General features: G+C 60.8%; 17 protein-coding genes and 1 other RNA gene. 4 read left to right on the plus strand and 14 right to left on the minus strand.

What is annotated here, in order from left to right; translation table 11 throughout:
• Positions 1-99: 99 nt before the first annotated feature.
• The 3 genes from rnpB to pyrC all read right to left on the minus strand — a co-directional run bounded on the left by rnpB (position 100) and on the right by pyrC (position 2,696).
• Positions 100-513: RNase P RNA component class A (rnpB, locus tag P3T22_RS14880), an RNA gene on the minus strand.
• Between the two features lie 258 nt (positions 514-771).
• Complete coding sequence (locus P3T22_RS14885; protein WP_429325333.1) at positions 772-1,605, minus strand: DUF3025 domain-containing protein; 834 nt, start codon at positions 1,603-1,605, stop codon at positions 772-774.
• 11 nt (positions 1,606-1,616) lie between these two features.
• Positions 1,617-2,696, minus strand: coding sequence for a dihydroorotase (gene pyrC, locus P3T22_RS14890; RefSeq protein ID WP_429325334.1), 1,080 nt, complete (start codon positions 2,694-2,696; stop codon positions 1,617-1,619).
• A gap of 189 nt (positions 2,697-2,885) precedes the next feature.
• Between pyrC and P3T22_RS14895 the strand changes: the two genes are divergently transcribed.
• Complete coding sequence (locus tag P3T22_RS14895) at positions 2,886-3,812, plus strand: class II glutamine amidotransferase (RefSeq protein WP_429325335.1); 927 nt, start codon at positions 2,886-2,888, stop codon at positions 3,810-3,812.
• Between the two features lie 242 nt (positions 3,813-4,054).
• Here P3T22_RS14895 and P3T22_RS14900 read toward each other — a convergent pair whose 3' ends face one another.
• From P3T22_RS14900 to P3T22_RS14930, 7 genes are all read right to left on the minus strand, one after another.
• On the minus strand, positions 4,055-4,780 hold the full coding sequence (locus P3T22_RS14900) for an amino acid ABC transporter ATP-binding protein (RefSeq protein WP_063497320.1): 726 nt from the start codon (positions 4,778-4,780) through the stop codon (positions 4,055-4,057).
• Positions 4,777-5,454: a glutamate/aspartate ABC transporter permease GltK gene (gene gltK / locus P3T22_RS14905; protein WP_054034499.1), complete on the minus strand. Its 678-nt coding sequence runs from the start codon at positions 5,452-5,454 to the stop codon at positions 4,777-4,779. Before gltK ends, P3T22_RS14900 begins: the two co-directional genes overlap by 4 nt.
• Positions 5,454-6,194: an amino acid ABC transporter permease gene (locus P3T22_RS14910; RefSeq protein WP_063497321.1), complete on the minus strand. Its 741-nt coding sequence runs from the start codon at positions 6,192-6,194 to the stop codon at positions 5,454-5,456. The genes gltK and P3T22_RS14910 overlap by 1 nt, the downstream gene beginning before the upstream one ends.
• 82 nt (positions 6,195-6,276) lie before the next feature.
• Positions 6,277-7,170, minus strand: coding sequence for a glutamate/aspartate ABC transporter substrate-binding protein (locus tag P3T22_RS14915; protein ID WP_063497322.1), 894 nt, complete (start codon positions 7,168-7,170; stop codon positions 6,277-6,279).
• Positions 7,171-7,467: 297 nt separating this feature from the next.
• On the minus strand, positions 7,468-8,781 hold the full coding sequence (locus P3T22_RS14920) for a Glu/Leu/Phe/Val family dehydrogenase (RefSeq protein ID WP_063497323.1): 1,314 nt from the start codon (positions 8,779-8,781) through the stop codon (positions 7,468-7,470).
• A gap of 138 nt (positions 8,782-8,919) precedes the next feature.
• Positions 8,920-9,882: a LysR family transcriptional regulator gene (locus P3T22_RS14925; RefSeq protein WP_063497324.1), complete on the minus strand. Its 963-nt coding sequence runs from the start codon at positions 9,880-9,882 to the stop codon at positions 8,920-8,922.
• Between the two features lie 144 nt (positions 9,883-10,026).
• Positions 10,027-10,770: a hypothetical protein gene (locus P3T22_RS14930; RefSeq protein WP_063497325.1), complete on the minus strand. Its 744-nt coding sequence runs from the start codon at positions 10,768-10,770 to the stop codon at positions 10,027-10,029.
• A gap of 987 nt (positions 10,771-11,757) precedes the next feature.
• Here P3T22_RS14930 and P3T22_RS14935 point away from each other — a divergent pair.
• Positions 11,758-12,708 carry a hypothetical protein gene (locus P3T22_RS14935; RefSeq protein ID WP_429325336.1) on the plus strand — a complete coding sequence of 317 codons (951 nt, stop codon included), beginning with the start codon at positions 11,758-11,760 and terminating at the stop codon, positions 12,706-12,708.
• Between the two features lie 332 nt (positions 12,709-13,040).
• The gene (purB, locus tag P3T22_RS14940) at positions 13,041-14,429 is read left to right on the plus strand and encodes an adenylosuccinate lyase (protein ID WP_063497328.1); all 1,389 of its coding nucleotides are present in this window, start codon (positions 13,041-13,043) and stop codon (positions 14,427-14,429) included.
• Positions 14,430-14,538: 109 nt separating this feature from the next.
• Here purB and P3T22_RS14945 read toward each other — a convergent pair whose 3' ends face one another.
• The 4 genes from P3T22_RS14945 to edd form a co-directional block, all read right to left on the minus strand.
• A complete protein-coding gene (locus tag P3T22_RS14945; protein WP_429325337.1) occupies positions 14,539-15,042 on the minus strand; it encodes a gluconokinase in 504 nt (167 codons plus the stop codon).
• A gap of 10 nt (positions 15,043-15,052) precedes the next feature.
• Positions 15,053-16,438: a gluconate:H+ symporter gene (locus P3T22_RS14950; protein ID WP_063497330.1), complete on the minus strand. Its 1,386-nt coding sequence runs from the start codon at positions 16,436-16,438 to the stop codon at positions 15,053-15,055.
• A gap of 256 nt (positions 16,439-16,694) precedes the next feature.
• A complete protein-coding gene (eda, locus tag P3T22_RS14955) occupies positions 16,695-17,336 on the minus strand; it encodes a bifunctional 4-hydroxy-2-oxoglutarate aldolase/2-dehydro-3-deoxy-phosphogluconate aldolase (protein ID WP_063497331.1) in 642 nt (213 codons plus the stop codon).
• 26 nt (positions 17,337-17,362) lie between these two features.
• Positions 17,363-19,267 (minus strand): phosphogluconate dehydratase, encoded by a 1,905-nt coding sequence (gene edd, locus P3T22_RS14960; RefSeq protein WP_429325338.1) that lies wholly within the window; start codon positions 19,265-19,267, stop codon positions 17,363-17,365.
• A gap of 291 nt (positions 19,268-19,558) precedes the next feature.
• Here edd and P3T22_RS14965 point away from each other — a divergent pair, with 291 nt between their 5' ends.
• Entirely contained in the window at positions 19,559-20,404 is an 846-nt protein-coding gene (locus tag P3T22_RS14965; protein ID WP_429325339.1) for a MurR/RpiR family transcriptional regulator, read from the plus strand.
• Positions 20,405-20,462 lie beyond the last annotated feature (58 nt).

Here is a 20,462-nt window from a genome sequence, read left to right on the forward strand (position 1 = left end):
GCGCGGCGGCTTCGGTGCGGGTAGCCACGCATCTGAGCAAACCAGCGCGTCAAAAGAAAAATGCCGGCGTCCGCAAGGACGCCGGCATTTTTTGTTAGGTGGCAAAGCAAGCCGATAAGCCGGATTCTGTGCACGCGCCCCGTCCGAAAACGCGACGCGCGTAGCAGTCATTCCTCTAGGCGCGCCATTACTGACGCGCTCAAGCTTCCTACCCGCAGACGTGACGGGGGCCCCGTCCTGCATCTCGAAGATGCTAGCCTGCCTACTTGGAATTGCTCCGGGTGGAGGTTACCGTGCCGGTCTGCCTTGCAGCAGCCGCGGTGCGCTCTTACCGCACCGTTTCACCCTTACCTGATCCCGGCTTGCGCCGGGCCATCGGCGGTTTGCTTTCTGTTGCCCTGTTCCGCGTGTCGCCACGGATGGCCGTTAGCCATCACCCTGCCCTATGGAGTCCGGACTTTCCTCGCCCTCTTTGGCCGAAACCGCAGAGGCCGCGACTGCCTGGCCTGCTTTGCTGGGGCGCATTTTAACACTGCGGCGGATACGTGCGGCCTCGACGGCTGGAACGGCCGGATGGCGCCGCTATCCCGCTCAAACCGGATCGCCCCTTCGACCCTTCGACCCTTCGACCCTTCGACCCTTCGACCCTTCGACCCTTCGACCCTTCGACCCTTCGCCCCTTCGCCCCTTCGCCCCTTCGCCCCTTCGCCCCGACTCTACGCGCGGCAAACGCCCAAGCCGCTTGAACCGGGGCATATGCACTGCGGGCCATTAGCGCGAACGCCGCCCGGCGCGAAAGACGGACGTGTCATCGTAAAACGCGGCGTATTCGTTCTCCGCCCACCAGCCCGGAATCCCCAGCACCGGCAGCGGCGCAAACATGCGGCTCGTCAATGCCTCGGTGCTCAGAAGTGCCGTGCTGACAGACTCGTCGAGGCATTTGTCGCGCGCGGCGGCGTCCCAGCCGAAATATTCGGACGGCACGTCGACGATCCATGCGTGGCCCGTGCAGGCCTTGAACGGGGCAATCAGCTTTTCCAGCAGCGCGTGACCGAAGCAACGCACTTCGCAGCGCGCGCCCCAGACATCACGATGAGCAATCAGCAGCGTCTGCCAGTCGAACCCGCGCAATGCCGCGCTCAACGCCGGATCGGCACAGGCGAACAGCAACGCGTTTTCGTCGAACAAGGTCAGCGCATCGCGCACGCCGCCGCGGGTCGGGCCGACGCCTAACACGTCGATCGCCGCAGACTGTCGCGCGTTCAGCGCCGCCTTGATACGCGGAAACGCAAACCACATCGACCCGTTGAAAAAATCATGCAGGTTGTGGCGCGTCGGCACGCAGCCCGTCGACGCGATGTGCGCCTCGTAAGCCGCACCCGGCGGCAGCTCGTCCTGCGCAATGAACGCGAGGCGCTGGCCGCGCCCTGTCACCTGCCGCATCTCGCCGGCATCGGCATTCATTTCTGCGAGCAAGGCGGCGTAGCTCGTTAGCGCGCCCCGCTGCCAGCGCTCGCCGCGCGCCGCGAACTGCGCGAACCACGGCTTCGACCAGTCGATATCGGCGAAACCGAAGTCCACGCGCACCGCCTCTTGCACCTGCATCTAACGCAACCTCAGACGAGGCGCCAACCAATCGACTCACCGCCACGCAGCGGCACAACAGGCGTGTCGCCGACCGGCAATTCAGCCGGCAACGTCCATTCTTCGCGACGCAGCGTGACCTTCTCCTCGCTACGCGGCAGACCGTAGAAATCCGCACCGAAGAAGCTAGCGAAGCCTTCGAGCTTGTCCAGCGCGCCGGCCTTGTCGAATGCTTCCGTATAGAGTTCGAGCGCATGCAGTGCCGTGTAGCAACCCGCACAGCCGCACGCGTGTTCCTTCAGACCCTTCGGATGCGGCGCGCTATCCGTGCCGAGGAAGAAGCGCGGATTACCCGAGGTCGCCGCCTCGACCAGCGCCACGCGATGCGTCTCGCGCTTCAACACCGGCAGGCAGTAATAATGCGGGCGAATGCCGCCCTGGAAAATCGCGTTGCGGTTGTACAGCAGATGATGCGCGGTGATCGTCGCACCCAGCAGCCCCGGCTCCACGCCGGCTTCACGGATGTAGTCGACGGCATCCTTCGTGGTGATGTGCTCGAACACCACCTTCAGCGCCGGAAATTCGCGCCGCAACGGCGTCATCACGCGGTCGATAAACACCTTCTCGCGGTCGAACAGGTCGATCGACGAATCCGTCACTTCCCCGTGCACCAGCAACGGCATGCCGGTTTCCTGCATCACTTCGAGCGTTTTGGCGCACTTCATGATGTCGGTGACGCCCGCGTCCGAGTTGGTCGTCGCACCCGCCGGGTACAGCTTCACGCCATGCACGAAGCCGCTTTCGCGCGCGCGGCGGATTTCGTCGGGCGGCGTGTTGTCGGTCAGGTACAGCGTCATCAGCGGTTCGAACTTCGCCCCGGCCGGGATCGCGGCGACGACGCGCTCGCGATACGCCTGCGCCATTGCGGTCGTGGTGACCGGCGGTTTCAGGTTAGGCATGATGATCGCGCGACCGAACTGGCGCGCGGTATCCGGCAATACGGCAGCGAGCATCTCGCCGTCGCGAACGTGCAGGTGCCAGTCGTCCGGGCGGGCGATCATAACAGTGTCGATGGTGTCGATCGAATCGAGGGAGGCGTTGGAAGCGGTCATGGCGAGAGGGGAACGAGATTCGGCGGCAAAAAAGCCAATCGGCATGCTCAAAGCGGTACAAATCACAGCAATTCGCAACGCTAGAGCCTAAACACACGTCAATTTTGCTGTTTGGCGCTTCTGGCTCGGTGATATGCTTGGAAAATCATCATTGTAACGGCTCGCCCCGTTCACAGGCTTACCCGCAACATGTGCCAACTTCTCGGAATGAACTGCGCCGCGCCGACGGACGTCACGTTCTCGTTCACCGGCTTTGCGGCGCGCGGCGGCGTCACCGATCACCACGCGGACGGCTGGGGCATCGCCTTCTTCGAAGACAAAGCCTGCCGCCTGTTCATCGACCATCAATCGTCGGCCACCTCGCCGATCGCCGAGATGGTCAAGCGCTACCCGATCAAATCGAAGAACACGATCGCGCATATCCGCAAGGCGACGCAAGGGCACATCCTGCTCGAGAACTGCCATCCGTTCATGCGCGAACTGTGGGGGCGCCACTGGATCTTCGCGCACAACGGCGACCTGAAAGATTATTCGCCGGCGCTTAACGGCGTCTATCAACCGGTCGGCACGACCGACAGCGAACTCGCGTTCTGCGCGTTGCTGCAAGGTTTGCGCAAAGCTTTCCCGGGCACGCAGCCGCCGCTCGGCGAACTGTTCGCCGCACTCGAGACCCTCACGCGCGAGATCACGCAGTTCGGCGTATTCAATTTTCTGATGTCGAACGGCCAGGCGCTGTTCGCGCACTGCTCGACGCATCTGCACTACATCGTACGGCGCTGGCCGTTCTCGACCGCGCATCTGGTCGATGCGGACGTGTCGATCGATTTCGCCAAGTACACGACGCCGGAAGACCGCGTCGCCGTGATCGCGACCAAACCGCTCACTGATAACGAAGTGTGGACCGCTTTCGAACCGGGCGATCTGATGATGTTCCAGCACGGTGAAGTGATCGACCGAGTCAACGTGCCCGTGCCGGCTTCGGTGCTGGAGAAGCTGCGCAATCCGGCGTTGGACGCCTCGGCTTCGGCAACTACGATTGCGGCTTCGATTGAGGCGGTGGCCACTGCCGAGGTCGATCTCGAAGCCGCGGACGACGCCGCCGCTTTCGAATCCTGATCTGCGCGTGCGTTCGCTAACGCCCGAATGGCTGGAACCCGCACCTACCAGCATTCGCCAACTGAAGAACGCCTGAACGGCGGCCGCCGTCGCAAAGGCCCCAACGTCAGAACGTCAGAACGTCAGAACGTCAGAAATAAAAAAGCCGCTTCTTTGAACTGTCCAGCCTTTTGGGTGCAGTTCAAAGAAGCGGCTTTTTTGCATGGGTCACGCCAACCAGTCAGCGCGGCTCAAGAACAACCTCAGTGCAGGATCTTCGCCAGAAAATCCTTCGCGCGATCCGACTTCGGATTCGCGAAGAAGTCTTCCTTCTTGTCGTCTTCCACGATCAAGCCCTTGTCCATGAAAATCACGCGGTGCGCGACCTTCTTGGCAAAGCCCATTTCGTGCGTGACGCACATCATCGTCATGCCTTCCTGCGCGAGTTCGACCATCACGTCGAGCACTTCGTTGATCATTTCCGGATCGAGCGCGGAAGTCGGCTCGTCGAACAGCATGGCGATCGGGTCCATCGACAGTGCGCGCGCAATCGCCACACGCTGCTGCTGACCGCCCGACAGTTGCCCCGGAAACTTATCCGCATGCGCACGCAGACCAACGCGATCAAGCAGCTTGTAGCCCTTGGTCGTGGCCTCGTCCTTCGAACGGCCGAGCACCTTGATCTGCGCAAGCGTCAGGTTCTGCACGATCGACAGATGCGGAAACAGTTCGAAGTGCTGAAACACCATGCCGACCTTCGCACGCAGCTTCGACAGATTGGTTTTCTTGTCGGTCAGCGATTGGCCGTTGATGACGATCTCGCCCTTCTGGAACGGCTCGAGGCCGTTAACGGTTTTGATCAGCGTGGACTTGCCCGAGCCCGACGGCCCGCACACCACTACCACTTCACCTTTTTTGACTTCCGTCGTGCAGTCGGTCAGCACTTGAAACTGACCGTACCACTTCGAAACATTCTTGATAGAGATCATCTTGCGACCTTTTTCTGAAGACCTTTGACGAGGCTCGACGCGATCACGCAGATCACGAAATAACACGCGCCCGCGAACAGTACCATTTCGACATTCGTACCGTCACGGTCGCCAATATTCGTGGCGGTGCGGAAGAAGTCGGCAAGGCTGATCACGTAGACGAGCGACGTATCCTGAAACAGCACGATACCTTGCGTAAGCAGCAGCGGCACCATCGCGCGGAACGCCTGCGGCAGCACGATGAGGCGCATCGCCTGCGGGTAGCTCATGCCGAGCGCAAACGCGGCATTGACCTGCCCGCGCGGCACCGCCTGAATGCCGGCGCGGATGATCTCCGAATAGTACGCAGCCTCGAACAGCGAGAAAGCGACCATTGCCGAAGCCAGCCGGATGTCGATATCCGGCGACAAGCCCAGCACGTTCTGCAGCACCTGCGGCACGATCAGGAAGAACCACAACAGCACCATCACCAGCGGGATCGAACGGAAAACCGTGACGTAAGCCTTCGCGAACCATTCGAACGGCTTGATCGGCGAGAGTCGCATGATCGCGAGAAGGGTGCCCCAGACGATGCCGATCACGATCGCAATCAGCGTGATCTTGATGGTGACGATAGCGCCGGTCCACAGCGTAGGCAGTGCGCCCGGAATACCGCTCCAGTCGAAATGATGCATCACTTACCTCCGATATAGCCGGGCAACCGGGTCTTGTGTTCGACCCAGCGCATCAGTTGCATCACGATCAGATTGATCAGCACATACGCCAGCGTGACCGCGATGAACGACTCATACGTCTGCGACGTGTAGTCGACCAGTTGCCGGGCTTGAGCTGACAGATCCAGCAGACCGATGGTCGACGCGACCGCCGAGTTCTTGAAGATGTTCAGAAACTCGGACGTAAGCGGCGGCACGATGATCCGGTACGCGACCGGCAGCAGCACGTAGCGATACGTCTGCCATTGCGTGAAACCCATTGCCAGGCCCGCGGCGCGTTGGCCGCGCGGCAACGCGTTGATGCCCGAGCGCACCTGCTCGCACACGCGCGCAGCGGTGAAGAGCCCGAGACAAATGATCGACGACGAGAAGAACTGCGCACTCGGCGGCAGTTGCTTGTACCAGGTCCCGATCGACACCGGCAGCAACTCCGGTATCACCAGATACCAGATGAAGAACTGCACGATTAGCGGGATGTTGCGGAAGATTGCGACATAGAGCGTGCCGATACCCGACGCCCATTTATTCGGCACCGTGCGCAGCACACCAAAAAGCGAACCGACGATCAGCGCGATCACCCATGCCGAAAGCGACACGGTAATCGTCACCCAGAAGCCGGACATTAGCCAGCCGAGATAGGTAGTCGGCTCGCCGGTGGAGACCGGACTCAGCAGAATGCCCCAGTTCCAGTGATATGACATGACCAAGACTCCAGCAAAAAGAAACGGAAGAAGCGCGTGGCCCCTTCCGTCTCGTTCAGCGTTTCAAAAGAACAGCTGAGGTTTAATCGATTGCCTTGTCATTCGGGCTCTTGAAGAGCGCCTTCATGTCATCGCTTTCCGGGAAGTTCAGGTTCAGGCCCTTCGGCGGAATCGGCGATTCGAACCATTTCTTGTAGATCTGATCGGCTTCGCCCGAGGTTTCGACCTTGGCGATTGCTTCGTCGACGACCTTCTTGAATTCCGGATCGTTCTTGCGAATCATGCAGCCGTACGCTTCATGCGATTGCGGCGTGCCGACGATCACGAAGTCGCCCGGGTTGTTCGACTTGGCGCGTTCGCCTGCCAGCAGTGCGTCGTCCATCATGAACGCAGCGGCGCGGCCGGTGGAGAGCGTCAGGAACGACTCACCGTGGTCTTTCGCGCTGATGATGTTCATGCCCATGCTCTTGTCCTGGTTCATCTTGCGCAGGATACGCTCGGATGTGGTGCCGGCGGTCGTGACGACCGTCTTGCCCTTCAGGTCGGCCCAATCCTTGACGCCGGAATCCTTCTTGGTCATCAAACGCGTGCCGATCACGAAGATCGTGTTCGAGAACGCAGCCTGTTGCTGGCGCTCGGCGTTATTGGTGGTCGAGCCGCATTCCATGTCGACGGTGCCGTTCTGCACCAGCGGAATACGGTTTTGCGATGTGACCGGCGTCAGCTTGACCTTCAGGTTAGGCATGTTCAGCTTCTGCTTGACCGCCTCAACGACCTTCAGCGCGAATTCCTGCGAATAGCCGATGACATTCTGCTTGTCGTCGTAGTACGAAAACGGGATCGACGATTCGCGATGACCCAGCGAAATCACGCCTGTGTCCTTGATCTTTTTCAGCGTACCGGCGTCTTGCGCATGCGCGCCAACCGTAAACAGTCCGAGAGTCGCGAGCAGCAGCGCAGCTTTTTTAACCTTCATGTGTGATCTCCTTGGCAAGAACCGGCGCCAGTTTAGCAAAGTAATTATTCTGAAAGTATCGCTATAAACCATGTTTGTTGCGTGCTCCCGAGGGGACTTCCTCCGGGGCGCGCGCCGCTACGCGTATTGTCGTTTTATACGGCGCTTCCGGGTCGGTCAACCTTTCCGGACATACAAAGGCGGGCGGCATCGTATCGATGCCGCCCGCCGGGTCGAACACGCGGTCTTTTGAACCGCGTCGAAGCAAGGATCGGAAAGGCCCGCGAGGTAGCGGACCCGCCGTTTCACGCAATCAGATCAGGGATACAGACCGCGCAATTCGCGCGCTTCCAGGATCCGCTTACATGCGACGATAAACGCCGCGGTCCGCACGGACACCTTCTGTTCGCTCGACACCTGCCACACTGCGGCAAACGCTTCACGCATCACGCGCTCGAGACGCTGGTTGATCTCGTCTTCGGTCCAGAAGAAGCTCGAGAAGTCCTGCACCCATTCGAAGTACGACACCGTCACGCCGCCGGCATTCGCCACCACGTCCGGAATCACGAGGATGCCGCGGTCGTGCAGAATGTCGTCCGCTGCCGTGGTGGTCGGGCCGTTGGCGCCTTCCACGACGATCTTGGTCTTGATCTTGCCGGCGTTCTTTTCGGTGATCTGGTTTTCGAGCGCAGCCGGAATCAGGATGTCGGATTCGACGTTCCAGAATTCTTCGCTCGCGATCGCATCGGCTTCCGGGAAACCGCCCACGCCACCGTGCTTCGCCACGTAATCCAGCAGCGCGACCGCATCGATACCGGTCGACTTGTACAGCGTGCCGGTGTGATCCTGCACCGCGACCAGCTTCGAGCCCGCTTCCTGGAACAGACGCGCAGCGATGCCGCCCACGTTACCGAAGCCCTGCACGGCGATACGTGCGCCTTCGATGTCGACACCAATGCGGCGTGCGGCTTCGGAGGCGACCACGAACACGCCGCGGCCCGTCGCTTCACGGCGGCCCAGCGAACCGCCCAGCGTGATCGGCTTGCCCGTCACGACGCCCGTGGCCGTTTGGCCCTGGTTCATCGAGTACGTGTCCATCATCCACGCCATGATCTGCTCGTTCGTGTTCACGTCCGGCGCGGGGATGTCGGTATTCGGCCCGATGATGATGCCGATTTCGCTGGTGTAGCGGCGCGTCACGCGCTCCAGCTCGCCACGCGACAAGGTGCGCGGGTCGACACGAATACCACCCTTCGCGCCGCCGTACGGCACGTTCACAGCAGCGTTCTTCACCGACATCCACGCCGACAGCGCCATCACTTCCGACAGCGTCACGTCCTGGTGATAGCGCACGCCGCCCTTACCCGGACCGCGCGACACATTGTGCTGCACGCGATAGCCTTCGAAGTGCGCAACTGTGCCGTTATCGAGTTCGATAGGCACATCGACGATCAGAATGCGCTTCGGGCGCTTCAGGGTTTCAAGCCAGCGGGACAGTGAGCCGAGGTACGGCGCGACGCGGTCGACCTGACGCAGGTAGTTGCCCCACGGGCCGAGGTCGTCTTTATTCAGGTAGGAAGGAACCGACTGCAACGTTGATGCGGATTGTGCTGCTTGTTGCTGGGATGACATGAACGCTCCGGCGTTGATCGAGTGACAGCATTGTCGAAAAACGCCGTTTTGAAATCCAATGCCGTTTCCTTATCCGATTATGTTTTTTTTGCATAACCGTTGAGAAGCCGCAAATTCGCGTCGTGGGGACGCAGGTTTTCAGGCAGCGCTTGCGCCTTGCGCCAACTCCTCCGACACCACGTCCCATAACTGCCGCACGAGTATCTGCCGCGCATCGTCGCCTTTCGCGGCCAGCTTGTCGCGATAGAGGCGAATCTCCATGGTCAGCGTGAGCTGCCCCTCGGGCGTGCCACGCGTTGCGCGATCGAGGCGGATCAGCTTGCCGTCGGCAACCGCGTCTTCCACGGCGCTGTGGGGCAGAAAGGCGATGCCGTGGCCGGCCAACGCCATCGCTTTGAGCCCCTCGGCCATGTCGGTTTCGTACAAGCGGTCGAGATACAGGCGCTCTTGCGCATTAGCGAGGATCACTTCGGTCATGCGCCCGAGGTACGCGTTCGGCGTGTAGGTCAGATAGGGCGTGGGCGTTTCGGCCGTGCCCGGCAGCGTGTGCCGGGCACGGCCGGCGCGGCCCGGCGCCGAGAACGGGCTGATCGGCTCGTTGCCGAGCGTCAGCATGTCGTAGCGCGCCGGGTCAAGCGCGATTGGATGGCTCGGATGGTGATAGCCCATCATCAGATCGCAGCCGCCTTCCACCAGCGCCAAGGCCGCATCGTGCACGTTCAACGCCCGCAGCCGGGTGTGAATCGGGCCCATTTGCGCTTCGATGCGCTGCAGCCAGCGCGGGAAATACGTCAGTGACAGCGTGTGCGGGACCGCGAACTCGATGGTCGCCTGCGGCGTCGCCGTGTGCCCGCGCAGCAGGGCACGCGCCTCGTGGAACTGCGACAGCATCGCCAGCGCCTGCTCGTAGAACACCTGGCCTGCCGCCGTCAACCGCGTCGGGTAAACCGAACGATCGATCAATTCCGTGCCCAACCACGCTTCCAGTGCCTGAATCCGCCGCGAAAACGCCGGCTGCGTGACGTGACGCGATTCGGCCGAGCGGCTGAAACTACGCGTTTCCGCGAGCGAAACGAAGTCTTCGAGCCATTTCAGTTCCATGCGAAGCCTGCTGCCAGCGGGAGGGAGGAAGTCAGCATTCTAGATCGGTGTCGCGATGCATACCGCGGCCATTAACCTCCGTTCTTGCCCCACGGCGACATGCGACGACCGTGTGCCGGCAACAGGCCGGGTGCAAGAGACGCACTAGGCCTCGCCCCCTTCCATGACGCGATGGTTCCCAATACGCTCAACCTCACCGAGTCCATTGATCACGCATGCCTGGCCGATCAGCCCTTCGCGGTCCAAGCCGGAATCTTCGAGTTGTTGAGCCGTCAGGCTGCCACTCGCCACACCGATATACACCCAATACTGCAATGGCCGACAGCCAATGCCCAGTTCGCCGGCATCGCTGATAACTCCAAAATGCTTCAACGCCCGATAGTGATCGGGCCGGGCATTCTTGTCGTCATCCGACTTCCATTGCTCGATGAAACTGTCGTAGCGGTTCGCCCGCAACGCGACGAAATCGTACGTCCATGCGTCGTTGAACACCGATTCGAGAAAGGCCCGGCGGGCGCCGTCAGCACCCATGACCCTGCACATCTCGCCGAGTAGCCCGCAGTTGAGATTCGCCGTCGCATCGTTGAAGTGGACAGGCAATCCCACGACCATCCAGTTCGCGGCGCCCTCCCCTTCACTGGCTGCCGGCTGATCGAACTCCATACGAATACCACGCGCATCCCAGTCCAGAAATGCCCGCATCAGGCATTCAATATCGTCGGCGAACAGCCATTCATCCGGCCCGGCCTGGGCGCCGCCCGGGTCGTCGCCTCCACAGCTGACTGCGAACCGTGGACGTCCGATTTCGTTGATGTATTCCTCGAATTGTGCACCGCTGGTAATGACCGACCGGAAGACCGTTACACCCTGCCGGGGAGCTTTCATCATTTACAACCTCCTCGCTTTACTTGATTTTTTTGGAATACAGGAGCCGACACAATACTCAATTTTTTATAAATATAGAAGCATAGCCGTTAGATTCAGCAAATACTTCATTATTACGCCGGCAATGAACCGGATAGTTAATTGACGATGCCACACCATTAAAGCCGCTCTGCAACAGGTATTTCGTATTCGAGCATTACACCTCTACGGCGCCTCGCAACATGCTATTAATTTGAAAGGCTTAACGAAAATTACCTGGCGATCATGTATATCGCATATCGCGCAGTCGCCTTCGATAAGAAGATATTTAAAGCCATGGTGAAGCGTTGTCGACTTATTTCCTCCTTTTTTCCGTAGGAAGCTGACTGCAACCTTTTACGGAGATTAAGCTAGACTCCTGCAACAGTCCTTAGTCGTTCCTCGGTGCATGGCGGCCTCTCCCCGGGTCGCAGCATTGTTAATGCGCCCGTTAGTAGCGGGCGTCTTTTTTTTGAAGGTATTCGACGCCGCCCTCCGGGCGTCTCGGCATAAACAAGCGTGTCGTCATAAATAGCTTTCGCGCAGCGTAGTAGATGTGCTATGTGCAGTGAATAAAGTCGCGATCCGTATGTTCGACATTCAATGAACATTCTTGAGATTTGCTGGCAGCGATCGGTTCGATTTGCGGAGGTTCCGCCTATCCCCATTCGGGCGTTACATCGCCAGGTCACGCTTATTAAGCGATTTTTTTGCGCATATCGATTCCCGCACCACGGATTTGAGCTCGGCCGTTGGAATTATCCCGGTAAAAGTTTATTTTCCCGGGCACGCATCGGTCGCTCGATAGTGAGCATCTGTTTCGAAGGCGAGGTTTTCTTGTGGGATTGAGTGGCCTGCTTCCGGCAGCCGGATGATTACCCCGTAGATGACCTGAGTGGCACATCGCTATTACTGGTACTGGTTTGTCGTCTCCGGGCTATTGACTCCACAGCGAGGCATTGCGAAAAATCCATGTCAACGATCAGCCCTTCCGTACGGATCGAAGGCAGCATCAGCCAGCCCAGGTTACGTGCATCCGACCCGTTCCTCCCACCCTTCGGCAACGAGTGGGCGTTGCTGCCCCCCGAGGGCAACTTGCGCGCTGAACTAGGCGCGCTTCTGCGGACGTTCTGTCTACATGATGAAACTATCTGGTCGATGTGCCACTGGGCGTCCCCGTGGCCGGAATCGCCGTCTGCGCCTATGGCGGTGCCGCCCCCGCTCAACGACGCCATGCCGCTTGGCGCAAGTGTCCTGCCGGACGCGTCCGCCATGCGCATGACGCCGGATGTAGCTCGAGTGCCCGGCAGTTCTGCTCACCATGTTGTGGTAAGGGCCGCCTGCGCCATCGGCGCCGCCGCGGTCCTGATATGGGTCGCCTTCGACGATTTGCCGCAGCGTCACGCGAAACCCTACGCCACTTCGGCGCAACTACCCGATGTCGCAAAACACACGCCCGCTCAGGCACACCCACGTGACGTCGGGTTCCCTACCAGCGGGCAGACTCTTGCGCCGGCCACCTTACAGCCGCATCGGGTTGAAGCGCGCCCCGCGCACCGCGTGATGCGTGACGAGATTCACGTTATGCGCTTCGAAGCCCACCACCCCGATTCGCGGACTGTCAGCAGTGCGCGGCGCTCAGGTAGGGCTGTATTGTCTACAGCCTCGCCCAAACTCGCGCCGGCGGCCATCACGCACCGGTCGTTGGCTCGCCCGTCGGCAGCGGGAAGGTACTCGTCATTCGCGCCGGTAACGCTCGGCATCGACGAATATGCGGCCGTCACGCTGCCCACTGATGCGCCTCTTCACGACGCTGCGTTGGTGCAGCCGGCAGTACATCGCGGCAACTTCGGCGATACCGAGTGGATGAGCCATCTACCGCAGCGGCGCATAACCGAAGTGCCCGGCGAGTTTTCGAAGTAGCCGTGGCGAGTACGGAACTGGGGCAGAAAGGATTCGGACAGGCCGGAACGATTCCTTGGCGATCCGCGCGCAAATCTGGCGATAACGCTAAATGCCAGAAATCGGATTCCGCCGGTTGGCTCACCGCAGGAAAGCCAATATTTTGCGTTGGGTGACGCAGCACCTTATCAGGCGCTCCGCCATGAGCATCAGCGGCAAAATCAAGCTTTTCCTCTGTGCCGCCGGAACGCCCCGCGGGCGTCGCGATGGAATCAGGGGTCCAAGCGTCCGGTGGTAAAATTCCGGGTTCCCGCAGTTTCCCCGCGTTTTCACCCTTGCGTCACGCCCCCATCATGTCCGACACCCGCCCCGACACCCTGTTCGCGCTGAACGCGCTCTCCCCGCTCGACGGCCGTTACGCGTCGAAAACCGAAGCCCTGCGCGAGTGGCTCTCGGAAGCCGCTTTCATGCGCAATCGCGTGACGGTTGAAATCCACTGGCTGATCGCGCTCTCGCACGCCGGTTTCGCCGAAGTGCCGCGCTTTTCAGCAGCGGCCGAGCAATTCCTGCTGCAACTGGCCGAGCGCTTCACCGCGCACGACGCCGCGCGCATCAAGGAAATCGAACGCGTGACGAATCACGACGTAAAAGCGGTCGAGTACTGGCTGAAAGAATCGGTCAAGGGTCAGGAAGAACTGGAACGCGCGAGCGAGTTCATCCACTTCGCCTGCACGTCGGAAGACATCAACAACACGTCGCACGGCCTGATGCTCGCCGGCGCGCGTGAACACGTCATTCTGCCGGCACTGCGCTCGGTGCATCAGCGCCTCGTCGCGCTGGCTCACGCGCAGGCCGAACAGCCGATGCTGTCGCGCACGCACGGCCAGCCGGCCAGCCCGACCACGCTCGGCAAGGAAATTGCGAACGTCGCCGCGCGTCTGGAACGCGCGATCGACCGTATCGCGAAGGTCGAACTGCTGGGCAAGATGAACGGCGCGGTCGGCAATTTCAATGCGCACCTGTCCGCGTATCCGGAATTCGACTGGGAAGCGTTCTCGCGCGAAGTGGTCGAACAGCGCCTGAAGCTCACGTTCAATCCGTACACGATCCAGATCGAACCGCACGACTACATGGCCGAACTGTTCGACGCCGTGTCACGCGCCAACACGATCCTGCTGGATCTGGATCGCGACGTGTGGGGCTACATCTCGGTCGGTTACTTCAAGCAACGCACGAAGGCCGGCGAAATCGGTTCGTCGACGATGCCGCACAAGGTCAATCCGATCGACTTCGAAAACTCGGAAGGCAACCTGGGCTTGGCCAACGCCACGCTGCGCCACCTCGCCGACAAGCTGCCGATTTCGCGCTGGCAGCGCGACCTGACCGACTCGACGGTGCTGCGCAATATGGGCGTCGCGTTCGGCTACTCGCTGCTCGCGTACGACTCGCTGATCCGTGGTCTCGACAAGCTCGAAGTGAATGCGCAGCGTCTGAACGAAGACCTCGACAATTGCTGGGAAGTGCTGGCCGAGCCGGTGCAAACGGTGATGCGCCGTTACGGCATCGAGAACCCGTATGAGCAGTTGAAGGAACTGACGCGCGGCAAGGGGATCACGCGTGAAGCGCTGCAAACTTTCGTGACTGGTCTCGCGATTCCGCAAGATGCGAAGGATCGTTTGCTCGCCATGACGCCGGGTTCGTATATCGGCAAGGCAGTCGAACTGGCTAAGCGGATCGCTTAAGCTTCAATCGCCGCCGCCTCATCGCCTCTTTGGGTACGTATTCTTCAGAGGCGTAAAAATGCCGCTCCTCGGAGCGGCATTTTTTCATTCGGACCCAAGCGCTACAAGCTCACCGAAGCTTGATCTGCACCAACACCTCTTCGACGATCTCTTCCGGCGACAACTCGATGCTCACCGTGATCGCCTCGTCCGGGCCCGGCTCTTCGAGCGTATCGAGCTGACTTTGCAGCAGCGATGGATCGAAGAAGTGACCGGTACGCGTGGTCAACCGCTCGCGCAGCACCTCAAACGAACCCTTCAGATAGACGAAGCACACGCCCTTATCACCGTTGCTACCGCCGCGCAGAACGTCGCGATACGAACGCTTCAGCGACGAACACGTGAACACCGCCTTCTCGCCCGCCCTCTGCTTTTCTTCGATCGCCGCACGGATGGTTTGCAGCCACGGCCAACGGTCTTCGTCGGTAAGCGGAATGCCGTGGTGCATTTTCTCCTTGTTGGCGGCGCTGTGAAATGCATCGCCGTCGGTGAACGCGCAGTGCAGGCGTTCCGCCAGCATTTCGCCAATCTTCGTTTTGCCGGCGCCCGACACGCCCATTGCGATCAGAATCATCAGAAACTCCTTACACGACCGTCGCGAGCGCGAAAGTCAAACCCAAGCCCATCAGTGAAATGATGGTTTCGAGGAGCGACCATGTCTTGAAGGTCTGCCCCACCGTCATACCGAAGTATTCCTTGATCAGCCAGAAACCGCCGTCGTTCACATGCGAGAAAATCAGCGAACCCGAACCCGTGGCGAGCACCAGCAATTCCGGCGTGACCTGCACGCCGCTGGCGGCGGTGATCGGCGCGACGATGCCGCAAGCGGTGGTCATGGCGACCGTCGCCGAACCCGTGGCCAGACGAATCAGCGCGGCCACCAGCCAGCCGAACAGCAGCGGCGACAGGTGCATGGCCATCGCGACGGCGACGATTTCCTTCGAAATGCCGCTATCCATCAGCACGCGCCCAAAACCGCCGCCCGCGCCGACGATCAGCGTGATGCCCGCGATCGGTGCGAGACATTCGCCGCAGAACTTCTGGATCTGCTCACGATTGAAGCCGCGGCTCGCACCGAAGGTCCAGAAACTAACCAGCACGGCAATCAACAGTGCCACGTCCGAATTGCCGACGAAATGCAGCAGATCGTTCGGCAAGGTCTTCGGCGTGGAGACGAGGTCGGCCCAGCTGCCGATCAGCATCAGAATCACCGGCAAGAGGACCGTGAACAACGTGACGCCGAAGCTCGGCAGTTCGCGCTTCGGCGCCGCGCTCTTCGCGTTATTTTGCGCGTCGTCACCATGGCCGAGGAATTGCGCGGCAAGCGGGTTGTTGTTCGGCAGCTTGATGTAGCGGCTGATCAGCAGCGCGAACAGCGGACCGGCCACGATCGCCGTCGGCACACCCACCATCAGACCGTACGCAATCGTCTTGCCAATGTCGGCGTGATACGCCTGCACCGCGAGCATGGCAGCCGGGTGCGGCGGAATCAGACCGTGCACGACGGACAGACCCGCGACCATCGGCAAGCCGACCAGCAGCAGCGACTTGTTGGTGCGTTTAGCGACGTTGAACGCGATCGGAATCAGCAGCACGAAACCGACTTCGAAAAACACCGGCAAACCGACGATGATCGCCACGACCATCATCGCCCAATGAATGTTCTTCTCACCGAACCACTCGATCAGCGTGGTGGCGATGCGCTCCGCGCCGCCCGATTCGGCCATCATTTTGCCGAGCATCGTGCCGAGGCCGACCACGATCGCGATGTGGCCGAGCGTATTGCCGTTACCGGTTTCGAACGATTTGACGATCGTGCCGATCGGCATGCCGGATACGAGACCCAACAGCAGCGAAACTATGATCAGGACGAGGAACGGATAAACCTTGTAGCGGGTGATCAGCAGGATCAGCAGTGCGATGGCGATCACCGCGAAAACCAGCAGCATGCTGCCGTGGACAGCTTCCATGAAGCGCCTCCTTTGCGTTATTGATTGTCGGTGCGGAACACGGCTGGCACCTGTCTCACTGCGACCTGAAGCGGTGCCTGAAAACCCGGCAAGCCGCGCGGACGCCGAATTTTACTGTTTGTTGTCTCTAAAAGCGCGCGAATCTGGCACGCATATCGAAAAGGAGCCTCGCCGCGACAGCCTGACAGACTGTTTCGACGAGACCCCTTTGCGTAGGACCTGGCTAGCGAATTATCGTATCGTGCGCCGATGCAGCTTAGTGAGCAGATGGGACGAGCTCGCTGGCGGCACGCGCGAGGCGCGTGACTTCGTCCCAGTTTTGCGCGGCGAGCGCGGCTTTCGGCGTGAGCCACGAACCGCCGACGCACACCACGTTCGGTTGTGCGAGGAAATTGATAGCGCTTTCGGCAGTGATACCGCCGGTTGGGCAGAATTTTAGCGTTGGGAACGGGCCGTAAAACGCCTGCAGCATCGGGATACCGCCGGCTTGCTGCGCCGGGAAGAACTTCACGATCTCGTAGCCGAGTTCCAGCGCGGTGATGATGTCGGTCGGTGTCATTACGCCCGGCAGCAGCGGCAAGCCGGCGTCCTGCGCTGCCTTGTGCATGTCTTTCGTCAGACCCGGCGAAACGCCGAACTGCGCGCCAGCTTTCTTCGCCTGAGCGCAGTGCTCCGGCTTCGTGATTGTGCCGACGCCGACCACGATGTCTTCCGCCAGTTGACTCGCGCGCTCGATCGCTTCCAGGCCGGCTGCAGTGCGCAGCGTGATTTCCAGCACCTTCACGCCACCCGCGTGCAGTGCGCGCGACACGTGCTCACCCTGCTCGACCGAGTCGAACGCGAGCACCGGAATCACCGGACCGAGGCGCACGATATCGCTTACTGTTTTCGCTGTCATAGTCAGACTCCTTGTTTCTGCAGCGTTTAGCTGGCTTGAGTGGTGCTTGTGTGTTTTTTGGCGTGTGCTTTGGCCCGCTCGCCGTGGTGCGCCGCGTGCTCGCCCACCATCGGACCGAACACCGAGGCGCCCTGCTCCGCCGGCGCTGCCGCCGCGCGGAACACGCCGAACAGTTCACGGCCGAAGCCGACTTCGTTTTCCGCCTGATGCTGCGGCAACGCTTCTGGCCGCGCCGCCCATTCGGCCGCATCGATTTCGATGTCGAGCACGCCCGCGTCCGCATCGATCACTAGCATGTCGCCGGTGCGGACTTTGCCGATCGGACCTTGCAGCAAGGCTTCCGGCGACAGGTGAATCACCGCCGGCACCTTGCCCGACGCGCCGGACATGCGGCCGTCGGTAACCAGTGCAACGTGGAAACCTTGATCCTGCAACACACCGAGCAACGGCGTCAAACGATGCAACTCGGGCATGCCATTTGCGCGGGCGCCCTGGAAGCGCACCACGGCGATGAAGTCGCGTTTCAGTTCCCCTTTGTCGAATGCTTCCTGAACTGCTTCCTGCGAATCGAACACGATGGCCGGCGCCTTCACCTTGCGATGCTGCGCTGCCACCGCGGAAATCTTGATCACGCCGCGACCGAGCTTGCCCTGCATCAGACGCAAGCCGCCGTCCGGCTGGAACGGTTCCTTGATGCCTCGCAACACCGCCGTGTCTTCGCTCTTTTCCGCACCCGGCACCCATTGCAGCTTGCCGTCGATCAGCTTCGGTTCTTCGGTGTAGTGATGGAGACCCTTGCCGGCGACGGTGTTCACGTCTTCATGCAGCAAGCCTCCTTCCAGCAGATTGCGGACCAGGAACGCGACGCCGCCCGCAGCATGGAAATGGTTCACATCGGCCTTGCCGTTCGGATAGATCTTCGCGAGCAGCGGCACGGCTTGCGACAGCGTGTCGAAGTCGTCCCAATCGATCACGATGCCGGCCGCCCGTGCAATCGCGACGAGATGCAGCGTGTGATTGGTCGAACCGCCCGTTGCCAGCAATGCGACGATGCCGTTGACGATCGCTTTCTCGTCGACCACGTGACCGATCGGCATGTAGTTGCCGCGATCCACCGTCAGATCGAGCACGCGGCGCGCGGCCTGCGCGGTTAGCGCGTCGCGCAGCGGCGTATGCGGGTGCACGAACGCCGAGCTCGGCAGATGCAGGCCCATCACTTCCATCAGCATCTGGTTGCTGTTCGCGGTGCCGTAGAACGTGCAGGTGCCGTGACTGTGATACGCGGCGGCTTCCGCTTCGAGCAGCGCGTCGCGGCCGCATTGGCCGGTGGCGAAGAGCTGACGGGTCTTGGCTTTGTCGTCGTTCGACAGGCCGCTGCCCATCGGGCCAGCCGGCACGAAAATCGTCGGCAGATGGCCGAATTGCAGCGCGCCGATCAGGAGACCCGGCACGATCTTGTCGCAAATGCCGAGGCACAGCGCTGCGTCGAACATGTTGTGCGTGAGGGCGACTGCTGTGCTCATCGCGATCACTTCACGCGAGAACAACGACAGTTCCATGCCCGCGTTGCCTTGCGTGACGCCATCGCACATGGCCGGCACGCCGCCGGCGAATTGCGCGACACCACCGTTTTCACGCGCAGCCTCTTTGATGATGTCCGGGTAGTTTTTGTACGGCGCGTGCGCGGACAGCATCTCGTTGTACGAGGACACGATGCCGATGTTCGGCTGGCGGATCTGCTTGATGACGAGCTTGTCGTGGCCCTCGAGACCCGCAAACCCGTGAGCCAGATTGGCGCACGAGAGCGCGCCGCGTGCCGGGAATTTGCCCTGAGCGTGCTCGATACGGGCCAGATACGCCTCGCGAGTGGGCTTGCTGCGCTCGACCACGCGTTGCGTGACCTTCAACAATTGCGAATGCGGGGAAACCATCGGAGCTCCTTCGTCGCTGGCGTGAGGCGTAGGCGCACTATGCCAGGCAGGTATCGCGGGGATGTCGAAACGGTCGACGTCGCAATGTTAGTAGAAAAACTACATGATCGCAATCACGACTACCGTTGCGTCGCCGCATCTTTGAATAGCTGTACCGCCTTACTGGCTTTACCTTAGCGGTATAGGCATCAAAACCTAGGGAATACACCTACCGCCATATATGTAGTTTTTGTACCTTATTTTGCAATCAGATATAGTCCATGCATTCTTCAGCATAGTGCGAGTTTTTCAATGATGCTGTCCCAGGTGGAAGAGATGCGCGACCAGTTGCGCCCGTCCGAGCGCAAGCTGGCCGATTACGTGATCGAAGCGCCGCGCGAGGTGCTCGATCTCTCGATGACCGAGGTGGCCGCGCGCGCCGGCGTCAGCCAGCCGACCATCGCGCGCTTCTGTCATGCGCTCGGGTTTTCAGGCTTTCGCGAGTTCAAGATCCGTCTGGCGCAGGGCATTGCGGCGGAAGTGCCGGCCGTCTATCGGGACGTGCGGCCGGACGAGCCGACGCCGGGCGTCGCAGCGAAGGTGCTCGACCGGACTATCGGCGCGCTGATCCAGGTGCGCAACAATCTGTCGTCGGACAGCGTGGCGGCGGCGATCACGCTGCTTGCGCAGGCGCGGCGCATCGAGTTCTACGGCGCGGGCGGCTCGGGTATTGCTGCGCTGGACGTGCAGCACAAGTTCTTTCGCCTCGGTATGCCGAGCGTTGCGTATTCGGATCCGCATACGTTTCTGATGTCGGCGGCGCTGCTGGGCGAAGGCGACGTGGTGGTGGCGATTTCAAACACCGGGCGCACCCGCGATATCGTTGACGCGGCGAAGTCGGCGCTGGCAAGCGGCGCGAAGGTGATTGCGATCACGCACGGCAATTCGCCACTCGCGCGGCTCGCGACGGTGGGTCTGTTTGCGAACGTCGATGAAGATACGGATATCTTTTCGCCGATGACCTCGCGCGTCTCCCATCTGGCGATCGGCGACATTCTGGCAGTAGGGGTGGCGCTGAGCCGGGGACCGGAACTGGTCGAGAAGCTGGCGCAGGCGAAGGAAGTGATCAACCGCCGAAGGATCGATCCCCGCGGATAACGGGTGACCCTGCGCGCCTGACCATTCCTCCGCGAGCGGTGCATGCGAGGAAAATGCG

It is taken from the genome of Paraburkholderia sp. GAS348, from assembly GCF_050434205.1.
Taxonomy (GTDB): domain Bacteria; phylum Pseudomonadota; class Gammaproteobacteria; order Burkholderiales; family Burkholderiaceae; genus Paraburkholderia.